The organism is Novosphingobium sp. B-7, assembly GCF_000410615.1.
In the GTDB taxonomy this organism is placed as follows: domain Bacteria; phylum Pseudomonadota; class Alphaproteobacteria; order Sphingomonadales; family Sphingomonadaceae; genus Novosphingobium; species Novosphingobium capsulatum.
Window position 1 is genome coordinate 6,764 of record NZ_KE148336.1, and the last position, 21,941, is coordinate 28,704.

At 65.4% G+C, this 21,941-nt stretch carries 13 protein-coding genes and 1 pseudogene; 3 read left to right on the plus strand and 11 right to left on the minus strand.

The genetic code is table 11. The features are described 5' to 3' along the window. The 8 genes and pseudogenes from H926_RS33260 to H926_RS27085 all read right to left on the minus strand — a co-directional run. A pseudogene (locus tag H926_RS33260) lies at nt 1–370 on the minus strand (carboxylesterase family protein); the annotation flags it as partial. Between the two features lie 132 nt (nt 371–502). After that, complete coding sequence (gene groL, locus H926_RS0111790) at nt 503–2,146, minus strand: chaperonin GroEL (RefSeq protein WP_022676484.1); 1,644 nt, start codon at nt 2,144–2,146, stop codon at nt 503–505. Between the two features lie 50 nt (nt 2,147–2,196). Continuing rightward, complete coding sequence (groES, locus tag H926_RS0111795; protein WP_022676485.1) at nt 2,197–2,484, minus strand: co-chaperone GroES; 288 nt, start codon at nt 2,482–2,484, stop codon at nt 2,197–2,199. Nucleotides 2,485–2,680: 196 nt separating this feature from the next. Then, nucleotides 2,681–4,081 (minus strand): MATE family efflux transporter, encoded by a 1,401-nt coding sequence (locus H926_RS0111800; protein WP_051146347.1) that lies wholly within the window; start codon nt 4,079–4,081, stop codon nt 2,681–2,683. Between the two features lie 43 nt (nt 4,082–4,124). Continuing rightward, nucleotides 4,125–5,423, minus strand: a complete 1,299-nt coding sequence (locus tag H926_RS27080) for a chloride channel protein (RefSeq protein WP_022676487.1) — start codon at nt 5,421–5,423, stop codon at nt 4,125–4,127. Between the two features lie 251 nt (nt 5,424–5,674). Continuing rightward, nucleotides 5,675–6,049 carry a 50S ribosomal protein L7/L12 gene (gene rplL, locus H926_RS0111810; RefSeq protein WP_022676488.1) on the minus strand — a complete coding sequence of 125 codons (375 nt, stop codon included), beginning with the start codon at nt 6,047–6,049 and terminating at the stop codon, nt 5,675–5,677. Nucleotides 6,050–6,127: 78 nt separating this feature from the next. Then, a complete protein-coding gene (gene rplJ, locus H926_RS0111815; RefSeq protein WP_022676489.1) occupies nt 6,128–6,643 on the minus strand; it encodes a 50S ribosomal protein L10 in 516 nt (171 codons plus the stop codon). A 317-nt stretch (nt 6,644–6,960) separates the two neighbouring features. Then, nucleotides 6,961–8,184, minus strand: a complete 1,224-nt coding sequence (locus H926_RS27085) for a diguanylate cyclase (protein ID WP_022676490.1) — start codon at nt 8,182–8,184, stop codon at nt 6,961–6,963. A gap of 511 nt (nt 8,185–8,695) precedes the next feature. On the opposite strand from H926_RS27085, the gene rpoB reads away from it, so the two are divergent. Together rpoB and rpoC are read left to right on the plus strand one after the other, a co-directional pair. Further along, the gene (gene rpoB, locus H926_RS0111825; RefSeq protein WP_022676491.1) at nt 8,696–12,859 is read left to right on the plus strand and encodes a DNA-directed RNA polymerase subunit beta; all 4,164 of its coding nucleotides are present in this window, start codon (nt 8,696–8,698) and stop codon (nt 12,857–12,859) included. Nucleotides 12,860–12,946: 87 nt separating this feature from the next. Next, nucleotides 12,947–17,227 carry a DNA-directed RNA polymerase subunit beta' gene (rpoC, locus tag H926_RS0111830; RefSeq protein ID WP_022676492.1) on the plus strand — a complete coding sequence of 1,427 codons (4,281 nt, stop codon included), beginning with the start codon at nt 12,947–12,949 and terminating at the stop codon, nt 17,225–17,227. Nucleotides 17,228–17,605: 378 nt separating this feature from the next. On the opposite strand, the gene H926_RS27090 is transcribed toward rpoC, so the two are convergent. Both H926_RS27090 and H926_RS0111840 read right to left on the minus strand, forming a co-directional pair. Further along, nucleotides 17,606–18,052, minus strand: coding sequence for a hypothetical protein (locus tag H926_RS27090; RefSeq protein WP_022676493.1), 447 nt, complete (start codon nt 18,050–18,052; stop codon nt 17,606–17,608). 146 nt (nt 18,053–18,198) lie between these two features. Next, nucleotides 18,199–19,866: an NAD+ synthase gene (locus tag H926_RS0111840; protein ID WP_022676494.1), complete on the minus strand. Its 1,668-nt coding sequence runs from the start codon at nt 19,864–19,866 to the stop codon at nt 18,199–18,201. A gap of 170 nt (nt 19,867–20,036) precedes the next feature. Here H926_RS0111840 and H926_RS0111845 point away from each other — a divergent pair, with 170 nt between their 5' ends. Then, the gene (locus H926_RS0111845; RefSeq protein WP_022676495.1) at nt 20,037–20,972 is read left to right on the plus strand and encodes a ribose-phosphate pyrophosphokinase; all 936 of its coding nucleotides are present in this window, start codon (nt 20,037–20,039) and stop codon (nt 20,970–20,972) included. A 24-nt stretch (nt 20,973–20,996) separates the two neighbouring features. Here the strand turns inward: H926_RS0111845 and H926_RS0111850 are convergent, their stop codons facing one another. After that, entirely contained in the window at nt 20,997–21,941 is a 945-nt protein-coding gene (locus H926_RS0111850; protein ID WP_022676496.1) for a helix-turn-helix domain-containing protein, read from the minus strand.

Below are 21,941 nucleotides of genomic sequence, written 5' to 3' on the forward strand. Positions count from 1 at the left end.
AGCCGGCCAGCACCACGACGCAGCCCTGTGGCGCCATCGCGCCGATCAGGCTGCGCGCCATGAAGCGATAGTCCTGCGGCCGGCCGCTGTCCCAGGCACCGCCGTGGATGAAGACCACCACCGGCAGCCGCGCATCGGGCGCGGTGCCGGGCGGGGCATAGACTTCCAGGCGCTGCTGTGGATCGGGGCCAAAGCGGGCCTCCGCCTGGCAGGCGATGCCACTCCGGCCGCCGCGCAGCGCCAGGTCTGCTGCATCAAGCAGGGCCACCGGGTTGCGGGCCAGGGCGCGGCGATAAAGGGCGTGGCCGACCAGGCCAATCGTTGCCCAGCCCAGCAAGCCTGAGCCAACGAACCATCGAGAGAATTTCATCGTTTGTGCAAACTCCCCCACGCCGATGGCGGTTCCCGTCCGATGGCACTGCCCGGGCGGGCCGACAACAGGAAAAGGGCCGCCTGGTTTCCCAAGCGGCCCTTCCCATTTTTCCAAGCGGTTGGCGTGGACTTAGAAGTCCATGCCGCCCATGCCGCCCATGCCGCCAGGCATGCCGGCCGGGGCCGGCTTGTCGTCCGGACGTTCGCTGATCGCCGCTTCGGTGGTGATCAGCAGGCCGGCGACCGAGGCCGCATCCTGCAGCGCCGTGCGCACGACCTTGGTCGGGTCGATCACGCCAGCAGCCTTGAGGTTTTCATAGACGTCGGTCGCGGCGTTGAAGCCGATGCCTTCGTCGGCCTGGTCGAGCAGCTTGCCCGCCACGACGGCGCCATCGCTGCCGGCGTTTTCAGCGATCTGCTTGACCGGGGCGGTGATCGCCTTGCGGACGATGTCGATGCCGCGGGTCTGGTCTTCGTTGGCACCGGTGAGGCCTTCGAGAGCGCGCGTGGCATAGAGCAGAGCCGTGCCACCGCCGGTCACGATGCCTTCTTCCACCGCAGCGCGGGTGGCGTGGAGGGCGTCGTCAACGCGGTCCTTGCGTTCCTTGACTTCAACTTCGGTGGCACCGCCAACCTTGATCACGGCAACGCCGCCAGCCAGCTTGGCCAGGCGTTCCTGCAGCTTTTCGCGGTCATAGTCCGAAGTGGTGACTTCGATCTGCGCGCGGATCTGCTCGACACGGCCCTTGATGTCTTCGGCCGCACCGGCGCCGTCGACGATCGTGGTGTTGTCCTTGTCGATCGTGACCTTCTTGGCCTGGCCCAGCATGCCCAGCGTCACGGTTTCGAGCTTGATGCCGAGGTCTTCCGAGATCATTTCGCCAGCGGTCAGCGTGGCGATGTCGCCCAGCATGGCCTTGCGACGGTCACCGAAGCCCGGCGCCTTGACGGCGGCGATCTTGAGGCCACCGCGCAGCTTGTTGACCACCAGGGTGGCCAGCGCTTCGCCTTCGATGTCTTCGGCGATGATCAGCAGCGGACGGCCCGACTGCACCACGGCTTCCAGGATCGGCAGCAGCGACTGCAGCGACGAGAGCTTCTTCTCGTGGATCAGGATGTAGGGGTTTTCGAGTTCCACCACCATCTTTTCGGGATTGGTGATGAAGTAGGGCGAGAGGTAGCCGCGGTCGAACTGCATGCCTTCGACGACATCGAGTTCGAATTCGAGGCCCTTGGCCTCTTCCACGGTGATCACGCCTTCCTTGCCGACCTTTTCCATGGCTTCGGCGATCTTTTCGCCGACTTCCACGTCACCGTTGGCCGAGATGATGCCGACCTGGGCGATTTCCGACGAACCGGCAACCGGGGTCGAACGCGACTTGAGGTTTTCGACAACCTTGATCACGGCCAGATCGATGCCGCGCTTGAGGTCCATCGGGTTGATGCCGGCGGCAACCGACTTCATGCCTTCGCGCACGATGGCCTGGGCCAGCACGGTGGCGGTGGTGGTGCCGTCACCGGCCTTGTCGTTGGCCTTCGATGCCACTTCGCGCAGCATCTGGGCGCCCATGTTCTCGAACTTGTCCTTGAGTTCGATTTCCTTGGCGACCGAGACACCGTCCTTGGTGATGCGCGGCGCGCCGAAGCTCTTGTCGATCACGACGTTGCGGCCCTTGGGGCCGAGCGTAACCTTCACGGCATCGGCGAGAATGTCGACGCCCTTGAGAATGCGTTCGCGCGCGTCGCGCGAAAAGCGTACGTCCTTGGCAGCCATTGCTCAGTTCCTTTGAATACGGGAAATGGAAATTCGGAAAAATCGGGTGATCAGCCGATCACGCCCAGGATGTCCGATTCCTTCATGATCAGCAGGTCTTCGCCCGACACCTTCACTTCGGTGCCCGACCACTTGCCGAACAGCACGCGATCGCCGACCTTGACGTCGAGCGGGGTGATCGTGCCGTTTTCGGCGCGCGAACCGGTGCCAACGGCAACGATTTCGCCTTCAGCGGGCTTTTCCTTGGCGCTGTCGGGGATGATGATCCCGCCGGCGGTCTTTTCCTCGGCTTCGACGCGGCGCACCAGCACGCGGTCGTGCAGCGGACGGAAAGTCATGGGTTGCTCCCTCTTCCAATCAGAATTGGCTTACGAAATCTGCGCTGGCACTCTCACCTCGAGAGTGCCAGCGGGGCGCATATGGGTGGCGCCGCCCGCCAGCGTCAAGGGGGCAGCTACAGATTCTTTGTTTCGTTTTGGCGTGTCGTGCGTTGCTACGCGCCAGAATCGCCACGGGGCGAATGCGGCCGGCTGATCAGGGCAGCAGGCCCAGCCGATCGCGGCGATGCCAGCGCCAGATCAGTAGCGCCGCCACGCAGACCAGCCCGGCCATCAGGCCCAGCCACACGCCCATCCCACCCAGCGGAGTATAAAGCCCAAGGCCGATGGCCGTGAGCAGGCCCGGCACCCAATAGCCGAACATGGCAATGGTCATCGGCACGCGGGTATCCTGCAGCCCGCGCAGCACCGCGCCGCAGGTGGCCTGCGCGCCATCGAACAGCTGGAATGCGGCCGCCACGATCAGGAATTGCAGGGCATAGCCCACCAGCGCGGCATTGGCCGGATCGCCCACATCGATGTACAGACCCAGGATCAGCCGGGGAATGGCAAGCATCACGGCGGCCATCGTGCCCATGAAGCCCACGCTCATCGCCAGGGCGGTCCATCCGGCACGGGCGATGCCGGCATGGTCGCGCGCGCCATAGGCCAGGCCGACGCGAATCGTGGCGGCCTGGCCCAGGCCGAACGGCACCTGGAAGGTCATGCCCGCCAGTTGCATCGCCACGGTATGGGCCGCCAGCTGCACTTCGCCGATGCGCCCGATCAACAGAGCCGCGCCGTTGAACAGTCCGGCTTCGGCCACGATCGTGGCGCAGATCGGCAGGCCGATCTTCCACACATCGGCAAAGCGGCGCCATTCCGCGCGCCACCAGCGGCCGAGCAGGTGATAGCGGTGCAGCCGCCGGTCGAACCGCAGCACCAGGCCATAGGCCGCCAGCATCGCGCTGCTCGTCACCACGCTCGACCAGGCCGAACCCATCAGCCCCAGCGCCGGCATCCCGGCGTGACCATAGACGAAGATCCAGTTGCCAGTGCCATTGACCACCACGGCCAGCGCGGTGATCGCCGTGCCAATGCCGGGGCGGCCCAGCGTGGAAACGACCGTGCGCAGTAGGGAGGAAAGCACCGCCGGCACGCAGGCCAGCGACAGCACGGCCAGGAACGGCACGGCGCGCACCACCACCGCTTCGCTCTGCCCGGTGGCGCGCAGCAGCGGCCCACCCAGCTGGCACAGCGCCATGGCCACCACGGCCGCGAGCACGCCCACCCACGCACCCATGCGCACGGTGCGGCGCACCTCGCGCACGGCATGGCGGCGGCGGCCCAGTTCCGCCGCGATCAGCGGAGAGGTCGCGCCGACCAGCCCGGTCAGGCTCCAGATCAGCAGGCCAAAGATCGATACCGCCAGCGATGACGCGGCCAGCGCCTCTGCCCCCAGGCGCGCCACGAACAGCACGTCGACGGCGAACACGGCCATCTGCAACAGGTTTGCCCCGACCAGCGGCGCAGCCAGGCGCAGCATCTCGCGCCATTCAGACGTGGCGTGCGGCCCGGCCAGATCGGGTGAAGTGGGCAGGGTAGTGGCGACGGTCATGCCACCGCCCATAGGGATTGGGCGGCGCCGGGGAAAGGAAAACTCAGTGCGCCTTTTCGGGCGCGCGGAAAGGATGGCTCAGCGCGTGATAGAGCTTTTCCGGGCAGATCTGCGCGCTTACCTGGTCGGCCACCAGCGCGGCGGCAAACAGTGGCAGGATCATTGCGCGGTCGGCGGTCATTTCCATGACGATGATCACGGCGGTCAGCGGCGCGCGCGTCACCCCGGCGAAATAGGCGATCATGCCCAGCATCGCCACGGCGCCCGAATAGTCTGGCGGAAACAGCGTGCTGACCAGCTGGCCCAGCCCGGCGCCAACCGACAGCGATGGGGCAAAGATGCCGCCGGGCGCGCCGCTCAAGGCCGTGGCCAGCGAGGTGACGAACTTGGCCGGCCCGAACCACAGCGAGGTTTCCGCGCCCGACAGCAGCCCGCGCGTGGTGCCATAGCCGGTGCCCCAGGCCAGGCCACCGGGGCCAAGGCCTTGGGTGGCGACGCCAACCACCGCGACGATCAGGCCCAGCCCGGCCGCCAGCGCTACCGGCCGTGCGCGCAGGGCGCCGATCCAGCCATGGTCGATATTGCCAAAACCACTCAGCACGCGGGCAAACACGCCACCGGCAAGGCCGCCAGCCACCCCGCAGCCGAGCGCGGCCACCATCGCCGGCACGATCGGCACGTGCTGGCTCATCGCGCCGAAATAGATGTAATCGCCAGACAATCCCAGGCTGACCAGGCCTGCGGTCATCACTGCCAGCATGACCAGCAGCGCCAGGCGCTGCTCGAAGGCCGAGGCCAGTTCTTCGATCGCGAAGGCCACCCCGGCCAGCGGGGTGTTGAAGGCAGCGGCAACACCCGCCGCGCCGCCAGCGATGATCACGCCGGCACCCACCGGCACGCGCAAGAACTTGTGCACCGCCACCATGATCGCCGCGCTCAACTGCACGGTCGGCCCTTCGCGTCCCACCGATGCCCCGCCCAGCAGCATGGCCAGCGTTCCGGCCACCTTGGCGAGCGCGGTGCGCATCGACAGCAGCGGCGCCATCACGGGATGATCGGGCGCTTCGGCTGCGGCCATGACCTGGGGAATGCCCGATCCGCGGGCGGCCGGCCAACGCGTGCGCGTGGCCCAGGTGACGACCACGAAGATCGCCGGGGTCAGCACGATTGGCACGAGCGGATGGGCCGTGACGATCCGGGTGAACAGTCCCTGCACCGCCTCGCCGGCGCGGGCAAACAGGATGGCCGCAATCCCCAGGGCCAGCGCGCCGCCCAGGGCGGCGATGCGCGGTTGCAGGTTTCTGGCGGCGGCCAGCGGCTTGCGGAATTGGCGGGTGGGCATGCGGCAGGGCCTAGCGCGCCTGAACCTGAATTGCGCCTGAAAAGGTTGCGGTTCGGGAAAAAGCCCCTCCGCCAGGCCCTCTGGGCCTGCTACCTCCCCACGATATGGGGAGGATCTGAAGATCCTCCCTGCCAAAGGCGGGGAGGGGAACCGCCGCGAAGCGGTGGTGGAGGGGCATGACCGGCAACGAAAAAAGGGCGAGCCTTGCGGCCCGCCCTTTCTCCATTTCGTCGGGAAGAACCCGAAGAAGATTACTTGATTTCGACGGTGCCGCCGGCTTCTTCGATCTTCTTCTTGATGTCTTCGGCTTCAGCCTTCGACACGCCTTCCTTGACAGCCTTCGGCGCGCCTTCGACCAGGGCCTTGGCTTCGGTCAGGCCGAGCGAGGTGATCGCGCGGACTTCCTTGATGACCTGGATCTTCTTGCCGCCGTCGCCGGTCAGGATGACGTCGAATTCGGTCTTTTCTTCAGCAGCCGGAGCAGCTTCACCGGCGGGGGCAGCGGCCACGGCCACGGCAGCAGCGGCGCTTACGCCCCATGCTTCTTCAAGAGCCTTGGCGAGGTCAGCAGCTTCGAGAACGGTGAGCTGCGACAGTTCTTCAACGAGCTTGGCGATATCGGCCATGATGTTTCACTCCGTTAATATGTGGCGCCCGGCGTCCGCGGCATGCGGTGCGCACGGGCAAAAGTCGTTTGAACCGGCTCAGGCCGCATCCTTCTCGGCATAGGCGTTGAAGACGCGAGCCAGCTTCGCCGCCGGAGCGGTGGTGAGCTGGGCGATCTTCGTGGCCGGAGCCTGGATGAGACCGATAAGCTTGGCACGCAGTTCATCGAGCGAGGGCATCGTGGCCAGGGCCTTGACACCATCGGGGCTGAGAACCTGCGAACCCATCCCGCCACCGACGATTTCAATCTTGTCGGTGGTCTTGGCGAACTCGACGATCACCTTGGCGGCGGCGACGGGATCAGCCGAGGCAGCGATGGCGGTCGGCCCGGTGAAAAATTCACCAATGCCTTCGTAATCGGTGCCCTGGATGGCAAGCTTGGCAAGACGGTTCTTCGCAACCTTGTAGGTCGCACCGGCCTCACGAATCTTCGTGCGCAGGGCAGTGGACTGGGCCACCGTCATGCCGAGGTTGCGAGTGACGATAACCGCCCCCGAACCGCTCACGAGTTCGTTGAGGAAAGCGACCGATTCGGCTTTTTGCGAACGATCCATGCCTTACTCCTTCACAATGGCTGCCTGGGGCAAAGCCCCCTGCAGCCGGCTACGTTTGTCCCGGGCCGCAAGCGACCTGGGGCGAGTCCGTTCGACAAGGGAAGGAGGTTGCGCGCCGGCCATGGCCAGTGCGGTGGGCGCCACGATCCGAAAACGAAGCGTGCGGCCGTGAAATCTCTTTTCCCCGCCTAGGTCGGAAATTAAGCCTGGGCAAACCCCGGCGCCGACGGTCTCGGACGGATGAGCGGGGGACCAGGTCCGCCACTCGGGTGCGGCCCATAGCAGACGCGGACACGCAGTCAAGCAGGAGTGTCGCGTCAGGCGTGCAGCGTGGCGCTGCTGCCATGGCGCGGCAGGTGCAAGGCGGGCTGGCCAGCCAGGGCGGGTTTGACCACGCAGCAGTTCCGTCCCGCACTCTTGGCCTGGTACAGCGCCTGGTCGGCGCGGCGCAGCGCGGCATCGAGCATGACTTCGCCTGGCGACATGGCCGAGATGCCAAAGCTGGCGGTGACGGCAAAATCGCGGCCGAGCAGGCGCTGCACGCGCTGGGCAAAATCGCGGCGCACCGTTTCGGCCAGGTCTGCCGCCGTGCCAACCGCACCGGTGCCAGCCAGGCCCCCCGCCAAGGCCAGCGCGCCCTGTGGCAGATAGACCACGAACTCCTCTCCGCCAAAGCGCGCGGCAAAGGCCCGTGCGGGCAGATGCGCATCGATCGCGTTGGCCAGGAGAGCAATCACTTCATCGCCGCGATGATGGCCGAACTGGTCGTTCACGGCCTTGAAGTGATCGATGTCGCAGGCGATCACGGCGGCGTGGCTCTTTTCGTGGGCGCTGCGCCCGGCCAGCGCCTCGTCAAACCCGCGGCGGTTGAGCAGGCCGGTGAGGGGATCGCAGATCGCCCAGTCGCGATAGCGCATCAGCACGCCGATCATCACCGAGGCGAGCGCCGCCATGGCAAAGGCCACGCCGATCAGCGAGCCGGTGATCTGATAGACAAAGGCGTAAGGGCTGGTGGCAAAGTCGCCAAGGCCGCCACTCGCCAGCCAGCGAATGGCAGCGGCGCGCAGGCCGGCATCGGCCACGACCACCCAGCTGACCACGATCAGCGCGCGATCCCCGCTGCGCCGCGTGCGCCCGCGCGCCGCCAGCAGCGGCACTGCCATGAGCAGCGCGCAGCCCGCGTCCGATGCGGCCAGGTGCAGGCGCAAGCTGTCGCTCATCACGCCCCAGGCGCTTGCCATTACCGACAGGGCCGCGATTCCCAGGCGGAGCGAGATATGGCTGGGGCGCAGGCCGAAGTGTTCGCCCATCGCCTGGCCGAAACAGAGAAACGCTGCTGCAAACAATCCCGAGGCCAGCACGGCCCGGCCGCCTTCGGGCATCAGGAAAGTAAGTGCCGGCATGGCAAAGCCGGCAGCGCTGGCGAGGAATCCGCCCGCCCACCAGCCCGCGCTGGAGACTCGCCAGCGCCCCGCCAGGACGGCGGCAATGCCGAAGGCAACCTGCATGACCGGCAAGATAAAGGCGAATCGATCGTCCATGAAACTCGCGGCTAGGGCAATAGGCACGAGGCAACAGCGCGCAAACCAGCGCGATGTGCGTCCTGCGGTGCGCCATGCCTATGCGGTCACGGTAAACAGAACGCAAACTTTTGCTCCATCCTGGTAGTGGTTTGTGCGGAGAAACAGGCGCATTTTAGAATTAATTACAATTCCCCGCGCCGTGTCGTCGGGCGCTGCCGGCCGGGAGGGGCATCGCGTCGCCGCATCGGGCTGCTCTTGCCCGGCCGGCCTTTGACTTTGCAGGGCGGTGCTCCTATATGGCGATCCAACACCTGCTGTTTCGAGCAAGGCTTTCCCATGCGCGGGGGAAGGCTCAAGGAAGGAAGCAGCGGGCATCGGTACAACGCGAAGGCTGCGGGCCACGGGCATCCGGGAAGGGTGTGCGGTGCCCCGTGGCCTTGTTTGCGTTTGTGCCGTGCCACCCGCCGCGCATGGCAGATTTCCGCCGGTTTTGGCCGGCTCGTGACAAGCAAAGAGGCATTCACCTCCTATGGCAACCAAGGCTCCAGTCCGCGCCGGTCTGAAGAAGCGCATCCGCAAGATCTTCGGTGACATTCACGAAGTCGTGCAGATGCCGAACCTGATCGAGGTTCAGCGCGAATCGTACGAGCAGTTCCTCCGCTCCGATCCGTCGACCGGCTATGTCTCGGGCCTGGAAAAGACCCTGCGCTCGGTGTTCCCGATCCAGGACTTCGCCGGCACCGCCTCGCTCGATATCAAGGAGCGTGACGGCTATGTGCTCGAAGCGCCCAAGTACGACGTGAACGAATGCCGCCAGCGCGGCATCACTTACGCCGCGCCGATGAAGGTCACGCTCAAGCTCGCCACGTTTGAAGTGGACGCCGAGACCGAGACCAAGAGCCTCATCGATATCAAGGAGCAGGACGTCTACATGGGCGATATCCCGCTCATGACCGACAACGGCACCTTCATCATCAACGGCACCGAGCGCGTGATCGTGTCGCAGATGCACCGTTCGCCGGGCGTGCTGTTCGACCATGACCGTGGCAAGACGCACTCTTCGGGCAAGTACCTGTTTGCCGCGCGCGTCATCCCCTATCGCGGCTCGTGGCTCGATTTCGAATTCGACGCCAAGGACATCGTCAACGTGCGTATCGACCGCAAGCGCAAGCTGCCGGTCACCGCGCTGCTCTATGCCCTGGGCCTCAATGGCGAGCAGATCCTCGACCACTTCTACAACAAGGTTACCTGGGTGCGCGCCGAGGGCGGCTGGAAGGTGCCCTTCGTGCTCGACCAGTGGCGCGGTGCCAAGCCGACGTTCGACATCGTCGATGCCGCTTCGGGCGAAGTGGTGTTTGCCGCTGGCCAGAAGATCAGCCCGCGCGCTGCCAACAAGGCGGCCAAGGACGGCCTGCAGTCGCTGCTGATCCCGACCGAGGAAATCTTTGGCCGCTATGCCGCCAAGGACCTGATCGACGAATCGACCGGCCGCATCTGGATCGAAGCGGGCGATGAAGTCGGCCCCGAAAACCTCGACGTGCTCGACCGCGCCGGGGTGGACCAGCTCGACCTGCTCGACATCGACCACGTCAGCACCGGCCCGTGGATCCGCAACACGATGAAGGCCGACAAGGCCGAAGATCGCGACCACGCGCTGGCCGATATCTATCGCGTCATGCGCCCCGGCGAACCGCCGACGCGCGAAACCGCCGAAGCGCTGTTCGACGGCCTGTTCTTCGATGCTGACCGCTACGACCTCTCGGCCGTGGGCCGCGTGAAGCTCAACATGCGCCTGGGCCTGGATTGCCCGGACACCATCACCACCCTGCGCACCGACGATATCCTCGCCGTGGTCAAGGAACTGGTGAACCTCAAGGACGGCAAGGGCGAAGTCGACGACATCGACAACCTTGGCAACCGTCGCGTGCGTTCGGTGGGCGAGCTGCTGGAAAACCAGTATCGCGTCGGCCTGCTGCGCATGGAACGTGCGGTCAAGGAACGCATGAGCTCGGTCGACGTGTCGACCGTGATGCCCAACGACCTGATCAACGCCAAGCCGGCGGTGGCCGCGGTGCGTGAATTCTTCGGCTCCTCGCAGCTGTCGCAGTTCATGGACCAGACCAACCCGCTGTCGGAAGTGACGCACAAGCGTCGCGTTTCGGCCCTCGGGCCGGGTGGCTTGACGCGTGAGCGCGCCGGCTTCGAAGTGCGCGACGTTCACCCCACGCACTATGGTCGTATCTGCCCGATTGAAACGCCCGAAGGGCCCAACATCGGTCTGATCAACTCGCTCTCGACCTTCGCCCGCGTCAACAAGTACGGCTTCATCGAAACGCCGTACCGCAAGGTGCTCGACGGCAAGGTCTCGTCCGAAGTGGTCTATCTCTCGGCCATGGAAGAGCAGAAGCACACGGTGGCGCAGGCTTCGGCCGAAACCACGGCCGATGGCTCGTTCGTGGAAGAACTGGTCTCGGCCCGTCAGAACGGCGAATTCGTCATGGCGCCGCGCGAAACCGTGACGCTGATGGACGTCAGCCCCAAGCAGCTCGTCTCGGTGGCCGCCTCGCTCATTCCGTTCCTGGAAAACGACGACGCCAACCGCGCGCTGATGGGCTCGAACATGCAGCGCCAGGCGGTGCCGCTGGTCAAGGCCGATGCGCCGTTCGTGGGCACCGGCATGGAAGGCACCGTGGCGCGCGATTCGGGCGCCGCGATTGCCGCGCTGCGCGGCGGCATTGTCGACCAGGTGGACGCGACCCGTATCGTGATCCGCGTGACCGGCGACGTTGAACCGGGCAAGTCGGGCGTGGACATCTACACCCTGCAGAAGTTCGAACGCTCCAACCAGTCCACCTGCATCAACCAGCGCCCGCTGGTGAGCGTGGGCGATATCGTCGAAAAGGGCGATATCCTGGCTGACGGTCCCTCGACCGAGTTCGGCGAGCTGGCGCTGGGCCGTAACGTGCTCGTCGCGTTCATGCCCTGGAACGGCTACAACTACGAAGACTCGATCCTGATCAGCGAGCGCATCGTCAAGGAAGACGTCTTCACCTCGATCCACATCGAGGAATTCGAAGTCATGGCCCGCGACACCAAGCTCGGGCCCGAAGACATCACCCGCGACATCCCCAACGTGGGCGAGGAAGCGCTGCGCAACCTCGACGAAGCGGGCATCGTCTATGTGGGCGCCGAAGTGCACCCCGGTGATATCCTCGTCGGCAAGATCACGCCCAAGGGCGAATCCCCGATGACGCCGGAAGAAAAGCTGCTGCGCGCGATCTTCGGTGAAAAGGCGTCCGACGTGCGCGATACCTCGCTGCGTCTGCCGCCGGGCGTTTCGGGCACGATCGTGGACGTGCGCACGTTCAACCGCCACGGCATCGAGATCGACGACCGTACCCGCGCCATCCAGAACGAGGAAATCGAACGCCTCGCCAAGGACCGCGAAGACGAACGCGCCATTCTCAACCGTGCCACCTTCAACCGCCTGAAGGACATGCTGCTGGGCCAGGTGGCCACGGCCGCGCCCAAGGGCATCAAGAAGGGTGTCGACATCGACGAGCAGCTGCTGGCCGATGTGGAACGTCACGAATGGTGGAAGTTCGCCGTGGCCGACGATGCGCGCCAGCAGCAGCTGGAAGCGACCAAGGGCCAGTACGACACGGCGATCAAGGCGATCCAGGAGAAGTTCGAGGACCGCAAGGAAAAGCTGGAGCGCGGTGACGAACTGGCGCCGGGCGTGCTCAAGATGGTCAAGGTCTTCGTCGCGGTGAAGCGCAAGCTGCAGCCGGGCGACAAGATGGCCGGCCGTCACGGCAACAAGGGCATCATCAGCCGCATCCTGCCGCAGGAAGACATGCCCTTCCTGGAAGACGGCACCCCGGTCGATTTCGTGCTCAACCCGCTGGGCGTGCCCTCGCGCATGAACGTCGGGCAGATCTTCGAAACCCACCTGGGCTGGGCCGCACGCGGCCTGGGCCACAAGATCGGGGCGGCGCTCGACGCCTGGCGCGAAGCCAATCCCGATCCGCAGGCGGGCGAGCCGCCCGAAGCGGTGCGCGAACTGCTGGTCGATATCTATGGCGACAACTACGCCGAAGAGATCAAGGCCCGCAGCGATGCCGAAATCGTCGAGCTGGCCCAGAACGTGCGCCAAGGCGTGCCGATGGGTTCGCCGGTGTTCGACGGCGCGGTGGAAGCCGATGTGACCGCCATGCTGCGCAAGGCCGGGCTCGATGAATCGGGCCAGGTCACGCTGTTCGACGGCCGCACCGGCGAGGCGTTCGACCGCAAGGTCACCGTTGGCTGCAAGTACGTGCTCAAGCTGCACCACTTGGTGGACGACAAGATCCACGCCCGTTCGATCGGCCCCTACAGCCTCGTCACCCAGCAGCCGCTGGGCGGTAAGGCCCAGTTCGGTGGTCAGCGCTTCGGGGAAATGGAGGTCTGGGCGCTCCAGGCCTATGGCGCGGCCTACACGCTGCAGGAAATGCTCACGGTCAAGTCCGACGACGTTGTCGGCCGTACCAAGGTCTATGAAGCGATCGTCAAGGGTGACGACACCTTCGAGGCCGGCATTCCCGAAAGCTTCAACGTGCTGGTCAAGGAAATGCGCAGCCTGGGTCTCAACGTCGAACTCTCGTCGATCGACGAGACCGAAGACGACGATGGCCTGGCCGAGGCAGCCGAATAAGCCGGTCGTGGTGCGGCGGCGGACATGCTCCGCCGCCGCACCGGCCTGCCGCATGCACAGAGTTTCCCTCCCAGTGAGGATCACGCAATGAACGACCTGACGAAATTCACCAACCAGCTGCCCAAGCCCGAAACCTTCGACCAGATCCAGATCGGTCTGGCGTCGCCCGAGCGCATCCGCAGCTGGTCCTTCGGCGAAATCAAGAAGCCGGAAACCATCAACTACCGCACGTTCAAGCCCGAACGTGACGGCCTGTTCTGCGCCCGCATCTTCGGTCCCGTGAAGGACTACGAGTGCCTGTGCGGCAAGTACAAGCGCATGAAGTACAAGGGCGTCGTCTGCGAAAAGTGCGGCGTCGAAGTGACCGTGACCAAGGTGCGCCGCGAGCGCATGGGCCACATCGAACTGGCCGCGCCGGTTGCGCACATCTGGTTCTTGAAGTCGCTGCCCTCGCGCATCGGCCTGCTGCTCGACATGCAGCTCAAGCAGCTCGAACGCATCCTCTACTTCGAAAGCTACGTGGTCATCGAGCCGGGCATCACCCCGCTTGAACGCTACCAGCTGCTGACCGAAGACGAACTGCTCGACGCGCAGGACGAATATGGCGAAGACGCCTTTTCGGCCGGCATCGGCGCCGAGGCGGTCAAGCACATGCTCATGGACCTCGACATGGTCCAGGAGCGCGAAGACCTGCTCAAGGAGCTGTCCGAGACCAAGTCGGAACTCAAGCCCAAGAAGATCATCAAGCGCCTCAAGGTGGTGGAATCGTTCATCGATTCCGGCAACCGCCCGGAATGGATGATCCTCGACGTGGTGCCGGTCATTCCGCCCGAACTGCGCCCGCTGGTGCCGCTCGACGGTGGCCGCTTCGCCACCTCGGACTTGAACGACCTCTATCGTCGCGTCATCAACCGCAACAACCGCCTGAAGCGCCTGATCGAGCTGCGCGCACCCGACATCATCGTACGCAACGAAAAGCGCATGCTGCAGGAAGCGGTTGACGCGCTGTTCGACAACGGCCGCCGTGGCCGCGTGATCACCGGCGCCAACAAGCGTCCGCTCAAGTCGCTGTCCGACATGCTCAAGGGCAAGCAGGGCCGCTTCCGTCAGAACCTGCTCGGCAAGCGCGTCGACTATTCGGGCCGTTCGGTCATCGTGACCGGCCCGGAACTCAAGCTGCACCAGTGCGGCCTGCCCAAGAAGATGGCGCTCGAGCTGTTCAAGCCGTTCATCTATGCGCGGCTTGACGCCAAGGGTCTGTCGATGACCCTGAAGCAGGCCAAGAAGTGGGTGGAAAAGGAACGCAAGGAAGTCTGGGACATCCTGGACGAAGTGATCCGCGAACACCCGGTCATGCTCAACCGTGCGCCCACGCTGCACCGTCTGGGCATCCAGGCGTTCGAACCCGTGCTGATCGAAGGCAAGGCGATCCAGCTGCACCCGCTCGTCTGCTCGGCCTTCAACGCCGACTTCGACGGCGACCAGATGGCCGTCCACGTGCCGCTTTCGCTGGAAGCCCAGCTCGAAGCGCGCGTGCTGATGATGTCGACCAACAACATCCTCTCGCCCGCCAACGGCAAGCCGATCATCGTGCCTTCGCAGGACATGGTGCTGGGCCTCTATTACCTGTCGATGGACCGCAAGGGCGAGCCGGGCGAAGGCATGCTGCTGGCCGACATGGCCGAAGTGCACCAGGCGCTGTTTGCCGGCGCGGTGACCATGCACACCAAGATCGTGGCGCGCGTGCCGCAGACCGACGAGAACGGGAAGTCCTATCTCAAGCGGTATGAAACCACGCCCGGTCGCATGCTGATCGGCGAGTGCCTGCCCAAGAGCCACACCGTGCCCTTCGAGCTGGTCAACCGCCTGCTGACGAAGAAGGAAATCGCCGACGTCATCGACCAGGTCTATCGCCACACCGGCCAGAAGGAGACTGTCCTTTTCGCCGACGCGATCATGAGCCTGGGCTTCCGCAACGCGTTCAAGGCGGGCATCTCGTTCGGCAAGGACGACATGATCATCCCGGCGACCAAGGACGCTTTCGTGGCCGAGACGAAGGAACTCGTCGCCGACTACGAACAGCAGTACCAGGACGGCCTGATCACCCAGCAGGAAAAGTACAACAAGGTGATCGACGCCTGGAGCCGTTGCGGCGACCAGGTGGCCAACGCCATGATGGACGAGATCCGCGCCACGCCGAGCGACGAGCACGGCCGTGAAAAGCCGATCAACTCGATCTACATGATGAGCCACTCGGGCGCGCGTGGTTCGCCAACCCAGATGAAGCAGCTGGCCGGGATGCGCGGTCTGATGGCCAAGCCTTCGGGCGAAATCATCGAAACGCCGATCATCTCGAACTTCAAGGAAGGCCTGACCGTCCTTGAATACTTCAACTCGACCCACGGCGCTCGTAAGGGCCTGGCCGATACCGCGCTCAAGACGGCGAACTCGGGTTACCTGACCCGCCGTCTGGTCGACGTGTCGCAGGACTGCGTGGTGACGGTGAACGACTGCGGGACCGAGCGGGCGCTGGAAATGCGCGCGATCGTCCAGGGCGGCGCCACCATCGCCTCGCTGGGCGAACGCATCCTCGGCCGTACCCTGGCCGAAGACATGATCGAGGCGAAGACCGGCAACGTGATCTGCGAAAAGGGCACGCTGCTTGACGAAGCCGCGATCGCCCGGATCGAAGCGGCTGGTGTCCAGTCGGCGCGCATCCGCTCGCCGCTGATCTGCGAAGCGCCCCAGGGCGTGTGCGGCACCTGCTATGGCCGTGACCTTGCCCGCGGTACGCCGGTGAACATCGGTGAAGCGGTTGGCGTCATCGCTGCCCAGTCGATCGGTGAACCCGGCACGCAGCTGACCATGCGTACGTTCCACATCGGTGGCGCCGCGCAGGTCAACGAACAGTCGCACCTCGAATCGATCTGCGACGGTACCGTGCACTATCGCGACATCCCGACGATCACCGACAGCCGCAACCGCCGCCTGTCGCTCGCCCGCAACGGCGAAATCGTGATCATGGACACCGATGGTCGCGAACGCGCCATGCACCGCGTGCCCTATGGTACCCACCTGCTGCACGAAAACGGTGCGACGGTGGCCCAGGGCCAGCGCCTGGCCGAGTGGGACCCGTTTACCCTGCCGGTGATCACGGAAAAGCCCGGTATCGTGCGCTATCAGGACCTGATCGACGGCCGCACCCTGACGGAACAGGTCGACGAAGCGACGGGTATTGCCCAGCGCGTCGTCACCGAAAACCGTGCCGGTGGCCGCGCCAAGAAGGAAGACCTGCGTCCGCGCCTGACCCTGCTCGACGACGCCTCGGGTGAAACCGCGCGCTACATGATGGCGCCGGGCACGACCCTGTCGGTGGAAGACGGCCAGGAAGTCCAGGCCGGTGACGTGCTGGCCCGCGCCAGCCGCGAAGCCGCCAAGACCCGCGACATCACGGGCGGTCTGCCGCGCGTGGCCGAGCTGTTCGAAGCGCGCAAGCCCAAGGACAACGCGATCATCGCCAAGATCTCGGGCCGCATCGAGTTCATCCGCGACTACAAGGCGAAGCGGAAGATCGCGATCATCCCGGAAGAAGGCGAACCGGTCGAGTACCTGATCCCCAAGTCCAAGGTGATCGACGTCCAGGAAGGCGACTACGTCAAGAAGGGCGACAACCTGATCTCGGGCTCGCCCGATCCGCACGACATTCTCGAGGTTCTCGGTGTTGAGGCCCTGGCGGAATACCTCGTCGCGGAAATCCAGGAAGTCTATCGCTTGCAGGGCGTGAAGATCAACGACAAGCACATCGAGGTGATCGTTCGCCAGATGCTGCAGAAGGTGGAAATCACCGATGGCGGTGACACCACCCTGCTGCCGGGTGAGCAGGTTGACCTTGAGGAAATGAACGAAACCAACGCCAAGATGCCGGGGGGCTCGCGCCTCGCGGAAGGCAAGCCGGTGCTGCTCGGCATCACCAAGGCTTCGCTGCAGACGCGTTCGTTCATCTCTGCCGCGTCGTTCCAGGAAACCACCCGCGTGCTCACGCAGGCGGCGGTCGAAGGAAAGCGCGACAGCCTGATCGGCCTCAAGGAAAACGTCATCGTCGGCCGTCTCATCCCCGCCGGCACCGGCGCTGGCATGAACCGCATGCGCGTGGCGGCCAACAGCCGCGACGCCGCCCTTCGCGCCGCCAACCGTCGCCTTCAGGAAGCCCTCATCGCGCCGCGCACCGCCGCTGAAGAGCATGCCGCCGAACTGGCCCAGGGCCCCGAAGCCGCGATCGGCGACGATCCGCTCGCCTCGGTCGAAGGGGAAACCCACGGCACCGACGCTGATGCGGCCGATTACCTGATCAAGGGCGACGAGGACTGATCCTCGCCGCGCTGCGGTCAACGCAAACAGCAAGAACCCCGTCGGGCAACCGGCGGGGTTTTTGTTTGGCCCTGGTGTGTGAGTGTGTGTGTGCTGCGAAGCTGCGTGGATTTTTTCACACGAAGCCACGAAGACACGAAGAAAGGAAAGACTGGCGCAGCCAGAACGTCACCCTTCTTCCTTCGTGGCTTCGTGGCTTCGTGGCTTCGTGTGAAAAAGATTACGGCGCCATAGTCGATGCCCAAGACAGGGAAAGCTGCCCCAGCGCGTTCTATGTTCGTAAAAAAGAGGCCCGTTCCGGGCCGGCTTCCGGCGCTGCCAGGGCAGGAGCGGGGCACCGCAGCGCCGGGGGAGTGCCGGCACGGAACGGGCACGCGGTTACGCGCTGCGTCCTGACAGCAGCGCGGCCGCGTGTTGGGTGGCGTGGTAGAGGCCGTCCTGCCGGTCGACCCTGACGAACCCGTGCAGCATGCCGGCAAAACCCTCGTTATCGGCCAGCAGGGCATGGCGCACCATGGCCGCCAGAGTTGCCTCGTCGGGCGTCATGGTAAGCTGGCACGGACGGTTGACGAGGAAGCGTTCGGGCCAGGTGCGGATCACCCGGCGCACCAGCGCATGGACCGCGGCGGCGGTCTCGATGCTGCGATAGCGTTGCGCCAGGTCGGGGATAGGGTCGCGCCCCGCGCGCTCGAACATGGCCGACAGGCGCATGGCCATGACCACGTGCAGAGCTGTCAGGGACAGTGCCCGCACATCCTGGGGGCGGGCCAACGCGGCAATCGTGGCCGCGGCCGATGCAGTGGTCGAAGTGGACAAGAGCGGCACTCCTTTTTGAGAACGATTCGCAGCGTACGGCGGTGGCTCCGCGTCGTCAATGCGAATCATTCGCAAAAATGGCACGCTTGAGCGCAACAACAAACGCCGGCCACCCCAGGGGCAGCCGGCGTTTGCAAACATCGCGCGAAAAGATGTCAGGCCGTACGGAAGCCCTGCGTGATCGGATAGCGCCGATCGCGCCCGAAATTGCGCATGCCCAGCTTCACCCCCGGCGGGGCCTGGCGCCGCTTGTACTCGGCCAGGTGCAGCAGCCGCTCGATGCGCTCCACCGTGGCGCGCTCGAACCCTTCGGCGGTGATCTGCGATACGCTCTTTTCGTGCTCGACCAGGCCCAGCAGGATGGCATCGAGCACGTCATAGGGCGGCAGCGAATCCTCGTCCTTCTGGTCGGGGCGCAGTTCTGCGCTGGGTGGCTTGGTGATGATCCGCTCGGGCATCACCGGCCCGTCCGGTCCCATGCCGATGCGCGGGCGGTGTTCGTTGCGCCAGCGCGAGAGGGCAAAGACGGTGGTCTTGTAGGCGTCCTTGAGCGGATTGTAGCCGCCGTTCATGTCACCATAGATGGTGGCATAGCCCACGCTCATCTCGCTCTTGTTGCCGGTGGTGACCAGCATCGGCCCGAACTTGTTGGACAGGGCCATCAGCGTGGTGCCGCGGATGCGCGATTGCAGGTTCTCTTCGGTCAGGTCGGGCTCTCGCCCGGCAAACAGGGGGCTGAGCATATCGGTAAAGCCGTCCACCGCTGGGGCGATCGGCACGGTATCGAGCCGCACGCCCAGCATCTGGGCACAGCCTGCGGCATCGTCCAGGCTTGCCTGGCTGGTATAGCGGCTGGGCAGCATCACGCACCACACCCGATCGGCACCCAGCGCATCGACCGCGATCGCGGCGCAGAGCGCCGAATCGATCCCGCCGGAAAGCCCGAGCAGCACGCCGGGAAAGCGATTCTTGTTCACATAGTCGCGCAGCGCCATGACCATGGCGCAATAGATGTCTTCGGGATGCTCGGTCGGCTCGGCCACCTCGGCTGCCTGGCAGCGCCAGCGGTGGCCGTTGCCGAACGGCACCTTGTTCCACACCGTTTCGACCACGGCCTCTTCCCATTCGGGAAGCTGCGCCCACAGCGCGCCTTCCGGGCCGACGACGAAGCTGGCGCCATCGAATACCACCTCGTCCTGCCCGCCGACGCGGTTGACATAGGCGAGCGGAATGCCGGTATCGATCGCGCGGCGCTTCGCCACGCCATCGATGCGCAGCACGTCCTTGTCGATCTCGTAAGGGCTGCCGTTGACGCAGAGGAAGATTTCCGCGCCTAGCTGCGCCAGGTGGCGGCACACGTCGGGATGCCAGATATCCTCGCAGATCGGCAGGCCCAGAACGGCGCCGCGAAACGGCACCGGTTCGGGCAGCGGGCCGGGCAGGAACAGGCGCTTTTCGTCGAACGTGCCATAGTTGGGCAGCTCGTACTTGAAGCGCGTGGCCACGATCTTGCCGCCATCGAGCAGCGCCACGCCGTTGTGCAGCGCGCCGTCGCGCACGAACACCGATCCCACCAGCATCGCCGGGCCGCCATCGGCGGTGGCGCGCGCCAGCTGTTCCAGTTCCACCGCCGCGCGTTCGATCAGCGCGGGTTTCAGGATCAGGTCTTCGGGCGGATAGCCGATCAGCTGCATTTCCGGAAAGACGATCAGGTCGCTGCGCGGGGCCTTTGCCCGCACCTCCAGCATCGCGGCGGCGTTGGCGGCAAGGTCGCCAACCCTTTGGTTGAGTTGTGCAAGCGTGATGATCAGTGTGTCGGCCATGGCCAGACCCTAGGCGGCATCAGCCATGGCGGGCAAGGGGGCTGTACCGTGGTGGGGCGCAAAACGGCCTGTTTGCGGCCCGTTCGGGACGCTGGGGCGTTGCAAAACTGTCATCTTGGGCTAAGGGCGGCGCGAGGATCAGGATCACCAAAGGACTCGAGGGAAACGCCATGAAGATCATGTCCGGCAACGGCAACCTGCCGCTGGCCCGCGCCATTGCGGCCTATCTGGAACTGCCGCTGACCGACGCCTCGGTGCGCCGCTTTGCCGACGAGGAAGTCTTCGTGGAAATCCACGAGAACGTGCGCGGCGAAGATGTCTTCCTGGTGCAGTCCACCAGCTATCCCGCCAACGACAACCTGCTCGAGCTGCTGATCTGCATCGATGCGCTGCGCCGCGCCTCGGCCAAGCGGATCACCGCCGTGGTGCCTTACTTCGGCTATGCCCGCCAGGACCGCAAGCCGGGGCCGCGCACGCCGATCTCGGCCAAGCTGGTGGCCAACCTGATCACCACGGCCGGGGCCGATCGCGTGCTCGCGGTCGATCTCCATGCCGGGCAGATCCAGGGCTTCTTCGATATCCCGACGGACAACCTGTTTGCCGCCCCGGTCATGGCCGCCGATATCCAGACCCGTTACGGCGGGCAGGAACTGATGGTTGTCTCGCCCGACGTTGGCGGCGTGGTGCGCGCCCGCGCCCTGGCCAAGCGGCTCGACAACGCGCCGCTGGCCATCGTCGACAAGCGTCGCGATCGTCCCGGCCAGTCCGAAGTGATGAACATCATCGGCGACGTGAAGGGCCGCATGTGCATCCTGATCGACGATATCATCGATTCGGGCGGCACGCTGTGCAACGCGGCGCAGGCCCTCATGGATGCCGGTGCGGCCGGGGTCGCGGCCTATATCACCCACGGCGTGCTGTCGGGCGCGGCTGTGGCCCGCGTCGGCAATTCGGCGCTCAAGGAACTGGTGATCACCGACACCATCCTGCCGACCGAAGCGACCAAGGACTGCGACAGCATCCGCATCCTGACCATCGCTCCGCTGATCGGCGAGGCGATCCGCCGCATTGCCGACGAAAGCTCGGTCTCCAGCCTGTTCGACTGATCCCGCGCGATCCGGTCCTGGGTATTACTGCCAGGGCCGGATGCCGCCCGGTGCAATCCGCTCGGTCATTTCCAGGCGGCGCGCCTGGCGGGTTTCCAGCGACAGCGTCATCAGCGGCTGCGCCAGATCGACGAACTGGCGTGGCGACATGCCGAACATCGCGGTAAATTCGCGGATCAGGTGGCTCTGGTCGTAATAGCGCAGCGCCAGGGTTTCCCCTTCGGCATCGTCGGCCACGCCGCGCAGGTGGCTCGCCATGTCGAGCGCGCGGGCCCGCCGCAGCACCTGCTTGGGCGTCATGCCGAAATCGCGCCGCACGATCCGCTCCAGCCGGCGCTGCTCGATCCCGCATTGCTGGGCAAATTCGCCCACGCCGATCGCGGGGTTGGCCAGCGCTGCCGCTTCGAAACGGGCGGAAACCGCATCGGGTTCTGCTGTGCCGCGCCAGGCGATCACCGCGCGCAGGGCCTCTTCCATCGCCTGGCACCAGTCTTCGGGCGAGGCGGCCGGATCGAACATCTCCAGCCAGTGATCCGGGTTCAGGCCCAACTGGTCGATCGTGGCAAAGCGGTCGGTCAGTTCGGCCTCGGGCAGGCTGGCCAGAACGTGGGCCGCGCCCGGACGCAACACGGCGCCCACGCTGGTAAAGCTGCCGGTCACGCCCACGGCCATGCGCTTGGTATTGGGGCCAAAGACCAGCGCCGCCCGGCCCAGCGCGCGCAAGCCATCGCGGGTCTGCGCTGTCCATTCCCCGCGCAGTTGCACGCGGATGCAGCCGGTATCGGCCAGTAGCCCGCATTGCAGGGCATGGCCCGCCGGGGCATCGACCACGGTGACATAGAACCGGCCGATCCACGGCGCCAGGTCGGGCGCTGGCGCGCGGTTGTAAGACAGTGGCTGCCCCTGGCGGGTGAATCCCGCGGCCGGCGCAATCGCCCGGTCCACAGCCGGCCTGATCTGGCGACTCAT

Bases quoted from the DNA above. Each gene is read 5' to 3' on its own strand.
- groL (WP_022676484.1), bottom strand. From the start codon at position 2,146: ATGGCTGCCAAGGACGTACGCTTTTCGCGCGACGCGCGCGAACGCATT.
- groES (WP_022676485.1), bottom strand. From the start codon at position 2,484: ATGACTTTCCGTCCGCTGCACGACCGCGTGCTGGTGCGCCGCGTCGAA.
- H926_RS0111800 (WP_051146347.1), bottom strand. From the start codon at position 4,081: ATGACCGTCGCCACTACCCTGCCCACTTCACCCGATCTGGCCGGGCCG.
- H926_RS27080 (WP_022676487.1), bottom strand. From the start codon at position 5,423: ATGCCCACCCGCCAATTCCGCAAGCCGCTGGCCGCCGCCAGAAACCTG.
- rplL (WP_022676488.1), bottom strand. From the start codon at position 6,049: ATGGCCGATATCGCCAAGCTCGTTGAAGAACTGTCGCAGCTCACCGTT.
- rplJ (WP_022676489.1), bottom strand. From the start codon at position 6,643: ATGGATCGTTCGCAAAAAGCCGAATCGGTCGCTTTCCTCAACGAACTC.
- H926_RS27085 (WP_022676490.1), bottom strand. From the start codon at position 8,184: ATGGACGATCGATTCGCCTTTATCTTGCCGGTCATGCAGGTTGCCTTC.
- rpoB (WP_022676491.1), top strand. From the start codon at position 8,696: ATGGCAACCAAGGCTCCAGTCCGCGCCGGTCTGAAGAAGCGCATCCGC.
- rpoC (WP_022676492.1), top strand. From the start codon at position 12,947: ATGAACGACCTGACGAAATTCACCAACCAGCTGCCCAAGCCCGAAACC.
- H926_RS0111840 (WP_022676494.1), bottom strand. From the start codon at position 19,866: ATGGCCGACACACTGATCATCACGCTTGCACAACTCAACCAAAGGGTT.
- H926_RS0111845 (WP_022676495.1), top strand. From the start codon at position 20,037: ATGAAGATCATGTCCGGCAACGGCAACCTGCCGCTGGCCCGCGCCATT.
- H926_RS0111850 (WP_022676496.1), bottom strand. From the start codon at position 21,941: ATGAGTCGCCAGATCAGGCCGGCTGTGGACCGGGCGATTGCGCCGGCC.